The following is a 17,742-nucleotide window of genomic DNA, read 5'->3' on the forward strand; positions in this document are numbered from 1 at the left end:
CATACTGCACTTGCACGGTCGGCAAAACACCATGCCGCTACCGGGTAAGATTTTGATTTAACCCATAATAGAACTCGAACCATAACTGACCGCCATGCTGACTTTTCAACAGATCATTCTGACCTTGCAGCAATACTGGGATAAACAGGGTTGCGCCCTGCTACAACCTTACGATATGGAAGTGGGCGCAGGCACATCCCACACTGCCACCTTCCTGCGCGCATTAGGCCCTGAACCTTGGAAAGCTGCTTATGTGCAGCCTAGCCGTCGCCCAAAAGATGGTCGATATGGTGAAAACCCCAACCGTTTACAGCACTACTATCAGTTTCAGGTTGTGCTGAAACCAGCACCAGCCAATATTCTGGAGCTTTACTTGGGCTCGCTTGAAGCCCTCGGGTTTGATCTGAAGAAAAATGATATCCGCTTTGTGGAAGATGACTGGGAAAACCCGACACTGGGCGCCTGGGGATTGGGATGGGAAGTCTGGTTGAACGGCATGGAAGTCACCCAGTTCACTTATTTCCAGCAAGTGGGAGGTATCAATTGCAAGCCGATCACCGGCGAGATTACTTATGGCCTTGAGCGCCTGGCCATGTATCTGCAAGGCGTGGACAATGTCTATGACCTGGTCTACTCAAAAGGCATCAATGGCGCAGCGGACCTCAAGTATGGTGATGTCTTCCACCAGAACGAAGTAGAGCAATCCACCTATAACTTCGAACATAGTGATGCCGACTTCCTGTTTATCGCCTTCGATGCGCATGAGAAAAAAGCGCAGGAACTGGTGGAGCATAAACTGGCCCTTCCCGCGTATGAACAAGTACTGAAAGCTGCACATACCTTCAACCTGCTGGATGCCCGTGGTGCGATCTCCGTCACTGAACGTGCCGCCTATATTGGCCGGATTCGCAACCTGGCACGTGCAGTCGCCGCAAGCTACCTGGATAGCCGGGCAAGACTGGGGTTCCCGATGGCTCCCAAAGCCTGGGCAGATGAAATATTGGCAGAATTGGCAAAGAAAGCAGCAGCATGAGCAGCAAGAACCTACTGGTAGAACTATTCGTTGAAGAACTGCCGCCCAAGGCATTGAACAAGCTGGGGAAAGCGTTTTCTGCCGCCCTGTTTGAAAGCCTGAAAAGCCAGGGCCTCACCGTTACTGAGTCGGCTGTTACCGACTATGCCTCACCGCGTCGCCTGGCAGCCCATATCAGTGCAGTCTCTGCCAAGGCAGCCGACAAACAAGTATCACAAAAGCTGATGCCAGCCAGCGTAGGCCTGGATGCCACTGGCAACGCCACCCCAGCCCTATTGAAGAAGCTTGGCGCACTGGGTGCCGATGCCAGTGTGGTATCACAGCTCAAGCGTGAGAATGATGGCAAGGCCGAGACTCTATTTCTCGACCTCACCGTTGCCGGCGCCAATCTGGCTGAAGGATTGCAAAAGGCGCTGGATGAAGCCATTGCAAAGTTACCTATCCCCAAGGTCATGACTTATCAACTTGAGGACGGCTGGAGTAGCGTTAATTTTGTCCGCCCAGCCCATGGCCTGGTGGCATTGCATGGCACGGAAGTAATCAACCTATCCACCCTGGGCCTGAATGCGGGCAATAGCACTCAAGGCCATCGCTTTGAGGCCAGGGTCAATCCTATCGTGCTGCGTGATGCCGATAGCTATGCGGAACAATTAAAGGACGAAGGCGCAGTAATCGCCAGCTTTGATGCCCGTCGTGCCGAGATCATTAGCCAGCTTGAACAGGCTGCCGCAGCACAAGGCCTGAAGCCGATTGAAGATGAAGCATTATTGGATGAAGTAACAGCGCTGGTTGAGCGCCCCAATGTGCTGCTGGGTCAGTTTGAAGATGAATTTCTGGCCGTCCCTCAGGAGTGCCTCATCCTGACCATGAAGGCCAACCAGAAATATTTCCCGCTGCTGGATGCCAGTGGCCGTCTCACCAACAAATTCCTCATTGTGTCCAACATCAGCCCGGCTGATGCCAGCGCAGTGATAGGCGGTAACGAGCGCGTGGTACGCCCGCGCCTCGCTGATGCCAAGTTCTTCTTTGAACAAGACCGTAAGAAAACCCTGGAATCCCGTATCGCAGGACTGGATAAAGTGGTGTACCACAATAAGCTTGGGTCACAGGGTGAACGTATTACCCGCGTCAGCACGATTGCCAGGCTGATTGCAGAAGCGATTGGTGATGCCACACTCGCCGAGCAGTCCAGCCAGGCTGCCCGACTATCCAAAGCTGATCTGGTCACCGATATGGTAGGCGAATTTCCAGAGTTGCAAGGCATCATGGGGCGCTATTACGCCCAGCATGAAGGACTGGATGATGACATTGCGTATGCCATTGAGGATCACTACAAGCCACGCTTTGCCGGCGATGAACTGCCACGCAACCAGGTAGGAGCCGTGGTTGCCTTGGCTGACAAACTGGAAACCCTGGTGGGCCTATTCAGCATTGGCGAAAAACCTACTGGTGAAAAAGATCCCTTTGCACTACGTCGCCATGCTTTCGGCATATTGCGTATCTTGAATGACAGCGGCATCAACCTCCCGCTTGATATCCTGCTAGAGCAATCGTTATCCGTGTTCCAGCATAGTGTTAACCAGGCTGAAGTACTACAAGCGCTTAACGAGTTTATCTATGACAGGCTTGCGGGCAACTTACGCGAGCAGGGTTACAGTGCACAAGAGATTGATGCCGTGCTGGCATTGAAGCCACCATTGATTGCAGACATCCTCAAGCGCCTGGCTGCTGTACGCGCATTTGCCGCGCTGGCAGAGGCACCAAGCCTGGCAGCAGCCAACAAGCGGGTGGGCAATATCCTGAAAAAGGTAGAAGAGGTAGTCAGCGCAAAGATAGACAGCACCCTACTGCAAGAAGAGGCAGAAAAGGCCCTGGCTCAAGTGCTGACCAGTGTCAAAACCACAGCTGATGCCGCATTTGAAGCGGGAGACTATACGCAGTCTCTACAAGCGCTGGCTGCACTTAAAACCCCGGTTGATGCCTTCTTTGACAATGTGATGGTCAATGCCGATGATCCTGCACTCAAGGCTAACCGTCTCGGTCTTCTCGCCACATTGCACCAGGCGATGAACCGGGTCGCGGACTTGTCCAGGCTAGCGGCATAACAACGATGAAACTTGTCATTCTGGACCGCGATGGTGTCATCAACTACGACAGCACCCAATTCATCAAGAGCCCGGATGAATGGAAGCCCATCCCCGGGAGCCTGGAAGCGATTGCCATGCTCAATCAGAGCGGATTCAGGGTGGCATTGGCCACCAATCAATCAGGCATAGGCCGCGGGCTGTTTGACATGGCTACCCTCAATGCCATCCATGACAAAATGCACAAGGCCCTGTCCCAATTTGGTGGCCGGATAGATGCGTTGTTCTACTGCCCGCACGCTGCCGACGCTAATTGCAATTGCCGCAAGCCTAAGTCGGGCATGATTGAAGAAATCAGCAAGCGCTTTAGCATGGACCTCAAAGGGGTGCCCAGTGTGGGTGACTCCCTGCGCGATCTCCAGGCCAGCGCTGCTTTTGGGGCACAGCCCATTCTGGTACGGACCGGCAAGGGAGAAAAAACCCTGGCTGCAGGCAACCTGCCGGAAAACACTTGGGTGTGTGCGGACTTGGCTGAAGCGGCACAACGCATCATTACTACACTTTCCTGAGCCTGAGATGATCTATTTGCGCTCCTTGATCTATACGCTGGGTATGTGGATATTCACGCCCATTTTTACTACCTCCATCCTGCTGACGTTCCCGCTGCCGCGCCGCACCCGCTATATCATTATCAGTGGCTGGGCCCGCAGCATGCTATGGTGGCTGCGTATTACCTGCGGCCTGAGTTACCGGGTGATAGGCCGAGAAAACATTCCAATTACCCCCAGCATCATCCTGTGCAAGCACCAATCTGCCTGGGAAACCCTAGCCCTACAACAGATATTCCCGCCCCAAGTCTGGGTGCTCAAACGTGAATTGCTCTGGATTCCATTCTTTGGCTGGGGCCTGGCATTGACTTCGCCGATTGCCATCAACCGTGCGGCAGGCCGTGAAGCACTCAAGCAACTGGTGAGTCAGGGCAAGGAGCGCCTCAAACAACGTTTCTTTGTCGTCATTTTCCCGGAAGGCACGCGTCTGGCCCCCGGCACGCGTGGCAAGTACCATATTGGCGGCGCCTGGTTAGCCACCCATACCAAGAGTACTGTTGTGCCAGTCGCGCACAATGCAGGTGAGTACTGGCCAAAGAATTCCTTTCTCAAGCGCCCTGGCACCATTACCCTGAGCATAGGCAATCCCATAGATGCTGCAGGGCTCAAGCCCGATCAGTTGAATCAGCTGGTGGAAAACTGGATAGAGCAGGAAATGCTGCTTCTAGACAGCAGATGAGTAGTAGCCACACTCTGGCGATGCCTAACGGTGAACGCATTCCTTACCAGTTGGAGCGCAGAGCACGCAGAACCATAGGCATGAAAATTACCGCCAGTGGATTGGTAGTGCACGCCCCGCAGCGTCTTGCGCAAAGTCAGCTGGAACAGTTGTTGATAAGCAAGGCACGCTGGATTACCAGCAAGCTGCAGTCACGACAACAAGATGTCACGCCCGCCCTGCAATGGCACGATGGCGCGCAGTTAATGCTGCTGGGCCAGCCATTGACGCTTGAAGTGATCGCCTCCTCCCGCAATAGCCGCCCTCAATACGAATATGGCGTACTGACCGTTGCAGTGACCAATATCCATGATGAAACAGCGATTGCCCGCAAGGTATTGCACTGGTACCAGAAAGAAGCCTTGGCAGACTTTGCCAAACGCGTGCAAATACTGGCTGCCAAGCTTGGTGAGCCACTGCCACCCCTATTTCTGTCCAACGCCAAAACACGCTGGGGCAGCTGTAACTCCAGACGAGAGATACGCCTCAACTGGCGTCTGATACAGGCCAACCCGTCTATCATTAATTATGTCACTGCGCATGAGCTGGCCCATTTGCGTGAAATGAACCATTCAGCCCGTTTCTGGGCCACGGTTGCCAAGATCTACCCGGATTACCGCCAAGCCGAAATTGCATTGAAAGCTTGCTCCTCACAGCTTTACCGCATGGGTTGACTATTTTTCTATCAATATTAGCCAGCCTAATGTTTCTATTTAAATGCAACAATAGTATGATGACCTTATGCAACTGACCAAATTCACTGATCTGGGACTACGCGTCCTCATGTATGTTTCGCAACATGATCGCAGCAAACCGATCACAATCAGCGAGATCGCGACGCAATTCAATATCCCTCGCAATCACCTGATCAAGGTGGTGACATTTCTGAACAAGACCGGATGGATACAAACCACACGCGGCCCCAATGGTGGTTTGCGACTGGGCACTGACTCCATGTCACTCAAACTGGGGCATGTCATCCGCATACTGGAAGGCAGTGAGTCACTCGTTAACTGCCAGGAACCACCCTGCCCACTTAGCGGGCAATGTGGACTTAAAGGCGCGTTGGATCAAGGCCTGAACGCGTTTTACCATTATATGGACTCTTATACCCTGAGCGATGTCATCCAGAATCGCACTGCCAATGTGATTGTGCACTTGCAACATACCCATCTTGCCGGCTTGCACTGAATGGACAGCTGATGACAACAATGCCTACACCCCTATTTTTAATCACCAGCCATGCATTGCCACATTGCTTGGATTAATTGTTTCATCTTATATACAACAAAGGAGATATTATGCTATCCGCTACTGCCCGCCCCTACATTGATGCCAGTGTGCCCGTTCTGCGTGAGCACGGTGTCGACATCACCCGCGTGTTTTATCAGAACATGCTGACAGCCCATCCTGAGTTGAAAAATCTGTTCAATATGGGCAATCAAGCCAATGGATTACAACAACAATCCCTGGCGGCGGCAGTATTTGCCTATGCCGCCAACATTGACAACCCTGCGGCACTGGCGCCTGTGGTAACGCGTATTGTGCACAAACATGCGGCCGTGGGGCTCAAACCCGAGCATTATCCAATTGTCGGTGAACACTTGTTGGGCGCCATCAAACAAGTATTGGGAGATGCCGCAAGCGATGAATTGATCGCTGCCTGGGGCGAGGCTTATTGGCTATTGGCCAACCTGTTGATCGCAGAAGAAAAATCCCTTTACCAAGCCACAGCAACACAGCCTGGGCAATTAATGGCACTCAAGGTAGCACGCAAGGTGCAGGAAACCGATCAAGTTATCTCCTTTTATTTACAAGCAGATGGCAAGCAGCCTGGCCCATTCAAGCCCGGGCAATACATCAGCGTGGAAATGCAGTTTAATCAAGGGCGTGGCCGACAGTTAAGGCAATACAGCTTATCCGACTCCACTGAAGCCCCATGGTGGAGAATATCGGTCAAGCGTGAACAGGAAAATGGCAAACCAGATGGACAAGTATCGCATTGGCTGCATGATGAAGTTGAGGCTGGTGACACTCTGCATGTCACCCCCGCTTTTGGTGAGTTCCAGCTTCACAACATTCAAGGCTCAGGCCCCGTAATACTACTTTCCGCTGGAGTCGGCATCACACCTATGCTATCCATGCTGAATACGTTAAGGGATACATCCCCACAACGCCCAGTATTGTTCGCACATGCAACTCGTAGTCCTGCCTGGCAGACACACGGCCAGGAACTCCAGCAAGCACGCCTGTATATGCCAAAACTGGAAACTGCCCTGTTCTATGAAAGCATGGAGGGCACATTACCGGGGCTTGGCGGGATATATGAAGGTTATATGGATGCAGGCGCTTTATGGCCCGCATATTTGCAAAATGCAGATATATACATGTGTGGCCCGCTGGGCTTTATGCAGGCCCAACGCAAGAGTTTGATAGCAGCGGGTGTATCCGCTGATCGCATCCACAGGGAAGTGTTCGGACCAGATATGTTGGATCACTTACTCTAGGTAGGAGAGCGTATAGACAGAGAATGACCGTGTGCACGGTCATTCCAAAACTTGAGGATATTGGTATTGGCTCAGGCGAAGCTGATAGGCATAGCTGCCGAAGCGTCACCCTGATGGACTTCACGCAAACACTGTTTAGCACAGCTGGCACATTGCCCACATTCCGAGGCAACACCAAGCTCTCGCCTTAAATCCTTGAGGCTACTTGCCCCGGCGCGCGCTGCTTGAAATATTTGACGATCCGTTACCGCGCGACAAACACAGACGTACATATCAACCGACCAGATGCTTTCTTTGCAAGTTAAGAAATCAATTGAGTTACAAAACAAACGATAACTATTATCGTTTTTCACTCAAGTGCTTGTCAAGAAGCATTTGCATTTGATGTGTATGTTATTCACCTCTTAATAATACTGAGCTCTTCACAAGCAATTTGTTAATCATGACTGAACTATAAAAAGAGAATGGATTATTAATATTTATTGCAAATAAAAATGAGATTGATTACATTTAATATGGCTGTTAATTAGTTATTTTCTAAGTTTGCTTATATGAGGGTGCGCTTTTAGTGCGATGGACATTTAGTTAACTGCTTTTAATCAGTTTCTTACTCAGGTATTGCCTTTTGAAGCATGTATCACGCGCTTCCTTGATGCTGTATAAAAATCAATAACAAAGAACACTAGCAATATTGAGGGGAATTTTATGACATGGAAAACAACATTTAAAACCTGTGTTGTACTTGTTTTAACAATCTTGGTCTCGCTTACTCTTTCCAGAAAAGTCAGTTATGTTTAGGTTGATTAAATCCATCTTTCTGGCCATTCGCGAGGTCATTGATTTCAACTTCTGTATCTTAGGTCTTCTGCCAATAGCCATTATGTTATTGATTTTCATATTTTACTAATCAAACATTTAAGTTATTACCCACCAAGGCTTATGATTCAGATTGTCGTCCCAACTTCGCCCGACTCACCCCCCAACAGACGCAGTGTATTGATTGTAGTCACGAGACTCTGTATGGACTGAGCCTGCATCTTGCGCATAATGCTTGCCCGGTGCAGTTTGATAGTATGTTCGACAGTGCCAAATTCTGCCGCAATCTGCTTGTTGAGCCGCCCCGCCACCACCTGTTCTAATACCTGTCGCTCCCGAGGGGTGAGCAAGGTCAAGCGTGCTTGAATAGACTGGACTAGATCGTGCTCTTTCAGTCGCTTGCGGTTCAACTGCAATGCCTGCTCTACCGCACATAAAAGAATGTGCGCATCCACCGGTTTGGTCAGAAAATCACATGCTCCCTGTTTCATGGCCCGGACGCAGTTGGCGACGTCCCCATTGCCGGTGAGAAAAATAATCGGAAGCAACGAACGGCGGCATAGCAGCTGCGCTTGCAGCTCCAGCCCTTGCATCTCGGGCATCGAGATGTCAAGAATTACGCACCCAGGACGCTCGATGCGGGCGTTCTCCAAAAAAAGCCGGGCCGAAGAATATGTCTCCACTTCATACTGTGTGGAGAAAAATAGGCGTTCTACCGAACGCAGGATGAACTCATCGTCATCAACGATGAAAATGCAAGAAACATCAGACATGTTCATAGAGTGGTACGGTAAATTCCACGGTTGAGCCGAATGGTAACCGGGGCCGGGCCAATATCTCACCCCCATGAGCGGTGACGATCTGCTTACAGATATTTAGTCCCAAGCCCAGGCCATTCTTCTTGGTGGTAAAAAACGCAGAAAAAATCTCCTGCTGGCAGTTTGACGTAAACCCGCAACCACTATCCGTCACCGATAGTAATGCATGGGTAGCGCTGCTTCTTCGAGCAGACAACGTGATCACTCGCCTGGCTCCTGCAAGGCCATTTACCGCATCGATTGAATTCATGACCAAGTTGACAATAACCTGCTGCAATTGGATAGCGTCACCACGAATCTGTAATCCAGGCGCGCACTCTTGCAGTAGCAAAATGTCTTTCAGGCTAAGCTCGTAGCGCAGCAGGGTTTGTGCCGCAGAAAATATCTGGGAGACCTCAACCTTGGCCGGAGCATGTCGTCCAGGTGCCAGCATTCGCCTCACCCGCTCGATCACTGCCGTTGCCATCTTGGCCTGCCCAACAATGTCCGCCATTATCGCAAGATAGGCGGCCTGATCAAAAGGACGATGCTTGATTCTCATTTCTGCCGCTTGGCTATTAAGCAGGATAGAACTCAGAGGCTGGCTCAATTCGTGCGCGACCGCACCTGTCATTTCTCCTGTCATCGTCACCCGCGCCAGATGAAATATCTTCAGCTCACTGTCCTTGAGCGCCATCGCTGATGCGATCTGTCTAGAATGCGCGTCACGCATTGCCGTACGCAGTATCTTCATTGAATGCTCAATGGAAAAACCGAGCGCAACCACAGTAAAAAGAGAGGTCTGAGCCAGATAAAAATTTTGCTGTAAGAGAAACTGCATGGTGAAGATATTACCTAGGCTCAACAGCTTCAGGCTCAAAGCTAGGCCCAGCGGGATAAATGCGAGGCAAAAAAATATGGCATCAATGTGTTTTCGCAATGCCATCCGCACGGCAAAAAAAGACAACAACGCTATGTTCATTAGAATGAGATATGAAATGAACCAGTATGCAGTTGCATAATCAACGATAAAAACTAAAGGCGCGATCGTTAAGAGCAGATATATCGCTACGTTAAAAGCTTTGATGACGACTACCGGAATATGCTTGTCCAGTTGAAGGAATCTCCTGGAAAAAAGAAAGAAAACACCTGCCGCTGCTGAATGAAAAACTAGCAACATCATGTTGTTCAAGTCAGGATACTTGCTGAGCATCATTTCAGCACTGATGCCGTAATACACTAGATTAGTGCATACGGTCAGCAGGAGAAATATCGCGAACAGCAGGTAAATTTTTTCCCGGGTCAATATGAAAATAAACAATCCACAGAAACCAAAAGCTAGCAGGCAACCGAAATACGCACCCAAATAGAACTTTTGTCGCGATTTTTCTATAACGAAATCATCGGCCGATAGTAGCGACAGCGGTGTAGATTCCAGTAACCCATCATGCGAGCTCATGCGCATATAAATTCGCAGATGCTCTCCTGCATGCAGGGTCAATGGCAAAGAAAGTGTGTAGTTTCCCTGATACCTGAAGTCGAACTCTCGCCTGTCGCCACTAAGCACCTTCGACTTCAACTGCCCCGTGCTCGCGTCGACAACATACCAGTCGACATAATCCTGAAGAGGGGTTTTAAGATCAAGCACGATACTTTTTGGCTGCCCCCCCGCATTGCGCAGTTCGAACTTCAGCCACCAAGCAGACTGGGTAAAGCCAAAGTGTGGGGAATTGCCACTGCTATTTTTCCAGTCCTTTACTTTCTGTACATCCTCCACCGTGTTGTTTCTAGAAACATCTTCCAGATAAGCGTAACGCAGTATCACTTCTGACTGCTGGTGGTCGTTGACTTCATAGATGAGGTCGGCGGCGACGCTCATAGTGGGTATCAACGCGACGATCGACAATACAAACAGCAAGCTAAAACGGCGGTATTTTGACATTTCTTATTCTAGTACGACCCCACGGTCGCCTTCACAATTATTGCAAGGCGAAGCGATCCTAGCGAAAGCAAAAATATTGATCAATAGAACTATGGTGTGATGGCTACTCTTCTGAAGCAAAGGTAATGTGAGCCCCGCTAAAAGATATAAAGTTTATACCGGTACCTCTGCTTCATCAGCCAAAACACACAAAAGGTGACCCAGATGATCATCGCACGCAGGATCCATGAAATTTCTGGCGTCCTTGATCTAAATTTGGCGCAGCAACGCAATAAAAAGCAATTCATCGCTGAGTTGAAGATACCCAGCTTGTCACTGCAGAGCATTGCGCTAATTGGCTTAATTGCAGCATATGCGGTTGGCCCGAGGCTTACCAAGGACATTCTCCTTGAAGTGTCAGGTTGCGTCGTTGGGATACTAGCGGGTATTTTCATTAGCCATCTCAGTCGAAATATGGCGACCTTGAACATCGGAGGCTTTATCACGGTGCTCTTTGCCTGCATCGGCTTTCGGCTGATTCTGGTAGCGGCCGAGCGCACTGCTATCTGGACTTTGCCAGTTGGTGCGTTGATCGCTGTATCCATTGCGGTAATCGTAAGTAGCCCCGGAATCTATTCGCTTCTGATAGCAGTGGTCTGGTTTGTGCTGGACATTGATTTTGGTGTAGCAGGGGCTCCACAAAACGACGGATTGTGGCCTCAGTTGCTGACGTCAACAGCGATAGTCATTGGCCTGCTCCTCAATGCTGTTTTGTCACGTCTACGCCGCGTCAATGAGCTTTGTACATTGCGCCTTATTGATATGGCGTACAAGGATCACCTGACCGGCATACCCAATCGCCGTTGGTTCATTGAAGCTGTTGATCTCGCCCTGAAAGCCAGCCATCTGGATGGGTATTTATTGATTTTGGATGTTGATAACTTCAAGCGGATAAATGACGAATCTGGACATGACATTGGTGACGAGGTCCTCAAGGGAATCGGCAGCATCATCAGTACGGTAGCTGCAGGCCTACCTTACGGCAGGATAGGCGGGGAGGAGTTCTCGATCGTCGTTCGCGGCAAGCGCGAAGATGCCGAAGGATTGGCAGAACGTCTTCTGCAAGCAGTACGTGGAGCACCCATCTCAGGGCGGCATGTAACCGTCAGTATTGGAGCGAGTTTTTTACAGGGTAAATCCATTTTTATCAGCATGCGCAAGGCAGACGATGCGCTCTACCGCGCGAAAGTCAGCGGAAAAGATCGCGTCGTGTTCTGTCCTGAACAACCAGTCGGCAGCATCTGACCCATCACTCTCTTTGGAACCAGGAATCAATATGGAAATCGGAACTAGCATCAATGGTAAGTTGGCGATTGCTTTCACCGCGTTAGCCGGCATAGTACTTGTAGTATCAGCAATGTCGCTCACTTCGTTACAAAAGGCCAACGGCCGTTTCAACACATATCTCTCCGAAACTAACGCTAATGCGGTCCTGGTCGCTAAATTACAGGATGCCGTCAACAGCAGGGCTATTGGCGCACGCAATATGTTGCTGTTACGCAGCAACGAGGAAGTCGTGGCCGAAAGCGAGCGTGTAAAACAATTCCATCTACAGGTCGGCTCGCTTTTGGAACAACTACAGCGCAGCGCAACACACTCCAATGAAATTACTGCAACCGCGACCCAGATGATTGGCAAGATGCAGCGACTTGAGGAAAGCTATGGCCCCGTGGCGCTATCGATCGTCCAGCTTGCTCTCGATGGTCAGCGAGAAGCCGCCGTCGAGAAGCTTAATAACGAATGCCAGCCGCTACTGGCAGAGTTGACCAAAGCTACCGCCGAATATTCAAATTATGCACAGGAGCAAGCTGTAACTCGCAAGGCTGCTGGCGAGGTTGCATTCAATTTTCAGCGCAATAGTCTAATCGGGATCTGCATTCTGGCCTTCCTCTCCGCCGCTGGCGCGGGTTTCTGGATTACACGCAAGCTGAACCTCTCACTCGGTAGTGAGCCGGTTTTACTTGGAGCAATAGCGCAACAAGTGGCAGGTGGTGATCTAAGAAAGGTGGTCGTCACTCAACAAATTCCAGCGGGAAGCGTCATGAATTCACTAACCACTATGCAGCAAGCGCTAGCAAAGCTAGTAGGCGAGGTACGCGACGCATCCAGCCTGATCTCCACCGGCTCTGCAGAAATCTCCACAGCTAATGTACACCTCAGCAGCCGGACTGAAGAACAAGCCGCCAGCCTGGAACAAACTGCTGCATCGATGGAGCAGTTGACCGTTGCGGTCAAGGGCAATGCTGATGCAGCTCGAGAGGCTGCAGAGTTATCGGCGTCAGCCTCCGACGTCGCGAAAAAAGGGGCCAACGTGGTTGCCAGCGTGATCGACACCATGAAGGTAATCGATTCCAGTTCACAGCAAATCTCGCAGATACTCAGCAGCATCGAAGCCATTGCCTTCCAAACCAATATATTAGCGATCAACGCTGCCGTCGAGGCCGCACGCGCGGGTGCCGAAGGAAAAGGCTTCGCCGTGGTTGCCAATGAAGTGCGTACTTTGGCGCATAACAGCGCTGCGGCTGCAAAGGAAATCAAATCACTGATTGAGACCTCTGTGGCTAATGTGGCTACCGGGGACAAACTGGCACAACAGGCAGGTGTGACAATGAATGAAATTGTCCATAGCGTTGATCACGTGGTCAGCATTATCAACCACATCAGCTCGTCTGCGGCTGAACAGAGCCGCGGGATCGCACAAGTGAACGTAGTGGTGAGCCAACTTGATGGCCTGACGCAGGAAAACTCTGCAATGGTGGAAGAAACTGCCGCCGCCGCGGAACGCCTGAAGGAGCACGCGATGCACATGAACAGCCTGGTGGGAACCTTCTACCTTGATGAAGATGGCCAAGAACACCGCCATCGTTGAGCCTAGATAGAATTGCTCCTACGACTTCATATTGATCAGCGCTACCTTAAGCTGTTCGCAGATTATCTGCAATTATTGATCAATACTATATAAATCCCCGATTTGCTGACAGGGATAAACAAACGCAATATCTGGGGGGCAGCTTACAATTGATATTGAATATAACTGTAAACAAGATTAGCCAAGTTCAAATCATTATTAATGGCAACGGTGACGAGTAATCACTCGTGAATAATTAACGAGATTAAACTCATCCGTCTTATCACTTTACCCTTAATTCAAAGGTCTGTTGCAGAGAGTAATGTTCCTAGAATACCAAACTCAGATATAGGTTAGCCGCATGGGTATTAGTGTGATCGCTTTGTTGTCCACGATAGTTAATTCCGGCACTAAGGGCTGAAGTAAGCTGGCTATTAATCCCAATATCATAGACCAGAGAATCTCTATCAATGGGATTACCTTGGACATCAAAGCTGCTACCACCGTTGAGTCTGGCCTTACTCTTTTGTGTGAGATCACCTTCCCCGTGACGTAGACCAATTGAGCCGCTAAGTCTGATTGGGAGGGTATAGCTGGTCATTAGTAGGTGATCCATACGTACACCTATTGTGCTCAATGTGACGTTAGATTCTTTCCGTTTCAGTTTTAATGCTGCTTCATCCCCATATTCACTAAAGCCTTCTCTCTGGATGTAAATCTGTGCCAAGTTGAAGAAGGGTTCAATGCTGCTAGCACCAGCTTGGATTCGGTATGCAGCATCAGCAAAGGCCTGCAGGGCTTGGGCATTGTAATTTGCAGATTCACGACCTGTGAAACGACCAAATACTAGAGTGCGTTTGGTATCCAGGTGATGGTAGCCATAGGATGTACCGACTTTCAGCTGTAGCTTGTCAAAGCTGAGTCCAGCATATCCCCCTAAATACACAGAATTAATATCGGCACTACTACGCTGCGTATTGAAGTTGGTATCGCCATAGCCACCAATCAAGCCTGCTCGCACTTGACCACTATTCCCTATGATACGGTCTATACCGATTAGACCTCCATGCATATGACGGGAGGTAGCATCGTTGTTACTGTTACGGTCAACATACCCGTGGATTGAACTGCTCTTGAACCAGACTTCATTGCCATCGGGTTGATAGAGTCGTTGAATGACCGCGGAGCGGAGAAAGTCAGTATCATCAATCAAGGCAGCTTGTGAAGAAGCATGTATCTCACCAGCGAGCTGGGTGTAAGCAATTCGCGCAGTTGAAGCATCAAACGTAGTTATTGTGTTCACCAGTAAACCGCTTCTTAAGCTCATGAGTCCTAATGAGGCCGAGCGTTGGTTAAAGGTGACAGCTACATCGGCAAAACTCACGTTATTTCTGGTCATGCTCAGGGTCAGGTCGTTACCATTATTATTTAATGACGGGGTGAGGAAGGCCAGATTGCTATTCAAATTACTAAAAGTGCCATTGATGCCGCTGGGTGCACTAAGAATGGTGTAGTTGGTGTTAGCAGCATAGCTGCCGGATGAGGCGATTACATTCAGGCTAGCTCCATTGATGATAATGACGCCTCCTTGGCCCGAAACACTCACATGGTCTGAATTGCCCTGACTATCCACTTCAACTTGGAAAATAGAACCACTATCAAAACTGAGATTGCCTTTTACGGTCAAGCTGCCACTAGGGTTACTAGGTGCTAGTATGCCGCCCGATGTCACCATCGTTTCACCAACATCACCAATGCCGCTTAATATTCCACCATTATTGACAGTCACTTGTGAATTGGAAAGATCACCATTCACTGCCAGTGTTCCTCCATTCACGGTAGTAGTGCCCAGGATACCGATCCCAACGCCACTAAAATTCCATGTGCCAATCCCGTCTTTAACTAGGTTCAGTATCCCATTTCCACTTAAAATTGCACCATAGAAAACTGAATCACCTCGTTGGTTCGTATTCACTGTGAGCGTGGCAGCTCCTGAAGAGGTAACCACATTGCCGAGTCCCGTTAAACCGCCAATCAGAACATCATTACCGGCCAAATCAAAAGTACTTAACAATCCATCAAGATTGATCTCAACGGTTTCAGAATTAATAGAACCTAGTGTTGCAACTTCAAGCTTACTGCTGCCATGAAAGGTCTGAGTCCCTCCTGTAATTGCGTCTTGCGCATCAATAACGAGGGCGCTGGAATGATAGAAAGACTGATTGCCTCCCGTAATACCACCAGTGGTACTTACATTGAGAATACTGTTGTCTGTGAAACGTTGAAGGCCGCCGTTGATGCCCATAACCGTGTCGACGGTCAGCCTATCTGATCCACTGAAATCAATATCGGTGGTAATGTTTCCATTAATAGAAGTGATGTAATCTGCAGCATGAACGGTTGAAACACCCGAATAGAGTAATGAAGTGAGGGTCATCCATTGCTTAAGTGTGAATTGCATTAGTATCCCTCAATCTGTAATAACTTTATTACGTTGCTGATTGTTGAGATTACAGGCACTAAATTATTCATCGGTCATCATGTCTTTCATAGTGCGCAGTATGCATCCTAAGAGTTTCACTCAACAATTAAATTGCAAATTACTCGGGAGTTACCACCTTTACTGGCAGACCAACCTGCTTCAAGACTCGCATACGCTTAATCCACAAGATTTTATGATCACAATCTGTCCAAGACATTAAACGTCTGCGCAAGGCGAGCTACTGGTAGCTATTTGGCACTCTAGATGATTCATGGCCAAAGATCACTAGGTATAAGCAGCGTCTCAGCCAAAAATCTGACAAGCGAGTATGGATTGCCAATCACAAGCCCCTGCCTGATAATGAGAATGCTTATACATTAAACTCCTCCCTACTCTAAATATTGTGCCTGCTAAGAACATCCTCATTACCAGCCTGACACAGCAGTTGTATACCCTGCATCATGGATGGCTTAATGCTTGGCTACGCAAGAAGCTAGGCTGCCATGACACTGCAGCCGACTTGGCACAAGATACCTTTGTACGCCTGATCGTAGCAGGAAAAGCCCCCTCGCCCGAGCAGTCACGCGCTTATCTCGCCCAGATCGCCAAGGGTCTGGTCATTGACCTCTATCGAAGACGTCACCTAGAGCGCACCTATCAGGAGTGGCTCTTTCAATTACCTGAATCACAGTTACCATCCCCCGAACACCAGGCCATAGTCTTACAGAGCTTAGTACAGCTTGACCAGATACTTGCCGAATTACCGCGCAAGGTACGCGAAACCTTCCTATTATCAAGATTCGATGGCCTGACTTATAGCGAAATTGCACAAAAACTAGGTGTATCAGTAGCTTCGGTACGTGTCTATATGCTCAAGGCAGTGCAGGCTTGCATGGTGCAGCAATGAGTAATGGGGCAGAGCAAGCGCAGTTGAGGCAGCAGGCCCTGGAATGGCAAGTCATGCTGTGGTCCGGCGAGGTGACGCCAGCCGAGCAGGCTGGCTTCGAGGCATGGCTTGCTACCGGCCAGGAGCAGCAACAGGCTTGGGCAGAGCTTCAATCCATACAGCAAGCACTTCAAGAGATTCCCGCCCAAGCTGCAGGTTGGCTCAAAGATAAACCTAAGGCCGAGAAGCGTCGTCAACTGTTGCAGCTCCTCGGCATAACTGCCATCGTTGGTGGGAGCTTACCACTCGTCCGTCACAGCGATACCTGGCAAGACTTATCTGCAGACTATAGTACCCATACTGGCGAGCAACGGCGGCTGTTGCTGCCGGATGGCAGTCAATTGACGCTGAATACTTCTAGCGCTGTTGATATAGACTTCAACGCTCAAGAGCGCAGGCTGATCCTGCACCGTGGTGAAATCCACCTTGCTAGCGCACCAGATATTGCCCGTCCTCTGAAGGTAGAGACCGTGCATGGAATGGCCCAAGCCTTGGGTACCCGTTTCAACGTACGCTTAAAACCAGATGAAACCCAAGTGTCCGTGCAGGATGGCACTGTGCACCTCCAGACATTGTATGCGGGCAATGCTGTCACGCTGGAAAGCGGCTGGCTGGCACGATTCTCGGCCTATGATATACAAGCTGCACTACCCAACGGTAACGAGGTCGCATGGCTTGAAGGCAAATTGGTGGCAGAGCGTATGCAACTGGATGCTTTTCTGGATGAGCTGGCTCGCTACCGTCCCGGGGTGATCCGCTATAGCAATGCCGTTGGCAAACTGATCGTGTCCGGTGTCTATCCCCTCGCAGATACCGACCGCATACTTGAATCTCTGCTGTATGCCTTACCCCTTCGAATTGACTACTTTTCCAGATACTGGGTATCTGTGCGCACCCTGTGATCAAATTTACCCTTGAAGGG

15 protein-coding genes are annotated in these 17,742 nt (G+C 49.8%); 11 read left to right on the forward strand and 4 right to left on the reverse strand.

What is annotated here, in order from left to right:
* Positions 1–94 precede the first annotated feature (94 nt).
* From glyQ to hmpA, 7 genes are all read left to right on the forward strand, one after another.
* A complete protein-coding gene (glyQ, locus tag LG201_RS07500; RefSeq protein ID WP_226771536.1) occupies positions 95–1,033 on the forward strand; it encodes a glycine--tRNA ligase subunit alpha in 939 nt (312 codons plus the stop codon).
* Positions 1,030–3,138, forward strand: a complete 2,109-nt coding sequence (gene glyS, locus LG201_RS07505; RefSeq protein ID WP_226771537.1) for a glycine--tRNA ligase subunit beta — start codon at positions 1,030–1,032, stop codon at positions 3,136–3,138. The genes glyQ and glyS overlap by 4 nt, the downstream gene beginning before the upstream one ends.
* 5 nt (positions 3,139–3,143) lie before the next feature.
* Positions 3,144–3,686, forward strand: a complete 543-nt coding sequence (gene gmhB / locus LG201_RS07510) for a D-glycero-beta-D-manno-heptose 1,7-bisphosphate 7-phosphatase (RefSeq protein WP_226771538.1) — start codon at positions 3,144–3,146, stop codon at positions 3,684–3,686.
* Positions 3,687–3,693: 7 nt separating this feature from the next.
* On the forward strand, positions 3,694–4,404 hold the full coding sequence (locus LG201_RS07515) for a lysophospholipid acyltransferase family protein (protein WP_226771539.1): 711 nt from the start codon (positions 3,694–3,696) through the stop codon (positions 4,402–4,404).
* Positions 4,401–5,117 (forward strand): M48 family metallopeptidase, encoded by a 717-nt coding sequence (locus LG201_RS07520; protein WP_226771540.1) that lies wholly within the window; start codon positions 4,401–4,403, stop codon positions 5,115–5,117. Before LG201_RS07515 ends, LG201_RS07520 begins: the two co-directional genes overlap by 4 nt.
* 67 nt (positions 5,118–5,184) lie before the next feature.
* Entirely contained in the window at positions 5,185–5,634 is a 450-nt protein-coding gene (locus LG201_RS07525) for an RrF2 family transcriptional regulator (RefSeq protein ID WP_226771541.1), read from the forward strand.
* Between the two features lie 110 nt (positions 5,635–5,744).
* Positions 5,745–6,950: an NO-inducible flavohemoprotein gene (gene hmpA, locus LG201_RS07530; RefSeq protein ID WP_226771542.1), complete on the forward strand. Its 1,206-nt coding sequence runs from the start codon at positions 5,745–5,747 to the stop codon at positions 6,948–6,950.
* Positions 6,951–7,021: 71 nt separating this feature from the next.
* Here the strand turns inward: hmpA and LG201_RS07535 are convergent, their stop codons facing one another.
* From LG201_RS07535 to LG201_RS07545, 3 genes are all read right to left on the reverse strand, one after another.
* Positions 7,022–7,222, reverse strand: a complete 201-nt coding sequence (locus LG201_RS07535; RefSeq protein WP_226771944.1) for a (2Fe-2S)-binding protein — start codon at positions 7,220–7,222, stop codon at positions 7,022–7,024.
* Positions 7,223–7,894: 672 nt separating this feature from the next.
* Positions 7,895–8,614, reverse strand: coding sequence for a response regulator transcription factor (locus LG201_RS07540; protein WP_319006042.1), 720 nt, complete (start codon positions 8,612–8,614; stop codon positions 7,895–7,897).
* Positions 8,532–10,505, reverse strand: coding sequence for a sensor histidine kinase (locus LG201_RS07545; RefSeq protein ID WP_226771544.1), 1,974 nt, complete (start codon positions 10,503–10,505; stop codon positions 8,532–8,534). The genes LG201_RS07540 and LG201_RS07545 overlap by 83 nt, the downstream gene beginning before the upstream one ends.
* A 204-nt stretch (positions 10,506–10,709) precedes the next feature.
* Here LG201_RS07545 and LG201_RS07550 point away from each other — a divergent pair, with 204 nt between their 5' ends.
* Positions 10,710–11,789 (forward strand): GGDEF domain-containing protein, encoded by a 1,080-nt coding sequence (locus tag LG201_RS07550; RefSeq protein WP_226771545.1) that lies wholly within the window; start codon positions 10,710–10,712, stop codon positions 11,787–11,789.
* Positions 11,790–11,820: 31 nt separating this feature from the next.
* A complete protein-coding gene (locus LG201_RS07555) occupies positions 11,821–13,413 on the forward strand; it encodes a methyl-accepting chemotaxis protein (protein ID WP_226771546.1) in 1,593 nt (530 codons plus the stop codon).
* 307 nt (positions 13,414–13,720) lie between these two features.
* Here LG201_RS07555 and LG201_RS07560 read toward each other — a convergent pair whose 3' ends face one another.
* Complete coding sequence (locus LG201_RS07560) at positions 13,721–15,853, reverse strand: autotransporter outer membrane beta-barrel domain-containing protein (protein WP_226771547.1); 2,133 nt, start codon at positions 15,851–15,853, stop codon at positions 13,721–13,723.
* A gap of 424 nt (positions 15,854–16,277) precedes the next feature.
* Here LG201_RS07560 and LG201_RS07565 point away from each other — a divergent pair, with 424 nt between their 5' ends.
* Positions 16,278–16,781, forward strand: coding sequence for a sigma-70 family RNA polymerase sigma factor (locus LG201_RS07565; RefSeq protein WP_226771548.1), 504 nt, complete (start codon positions 16,278–16,280; stop codon positions 16,779–16,781).
* Positions 16,778–17,722 carry a FecR domain-containing protein gene (locus LG201_RS07570; RefSeq protein WP_226771549.1) on the forward strand — a complete coding sequence of 315 codons (945 nt, stop codon included), beginning with the start codon at positions 16,778–16,780 and terminating at the stop codon, positions 17,720–17,722. The genes LG201_RS07565 and LG201_RS07570 overlap by 4 nt, the downstream gene beginning before the upstream one ends.
* Positions 17,723–17,742 lie beyond the last annotated feature (20 nt).

The organism is Methylobacillus gramineus, assembly GCF_020532675.1.
Lineage (GTDB): Bacteria > Pseudomonadota > Gammaproteobacteria > Burkholderiales > Methylophilaceae > Methylobacillus > Methylobacillus gramineus.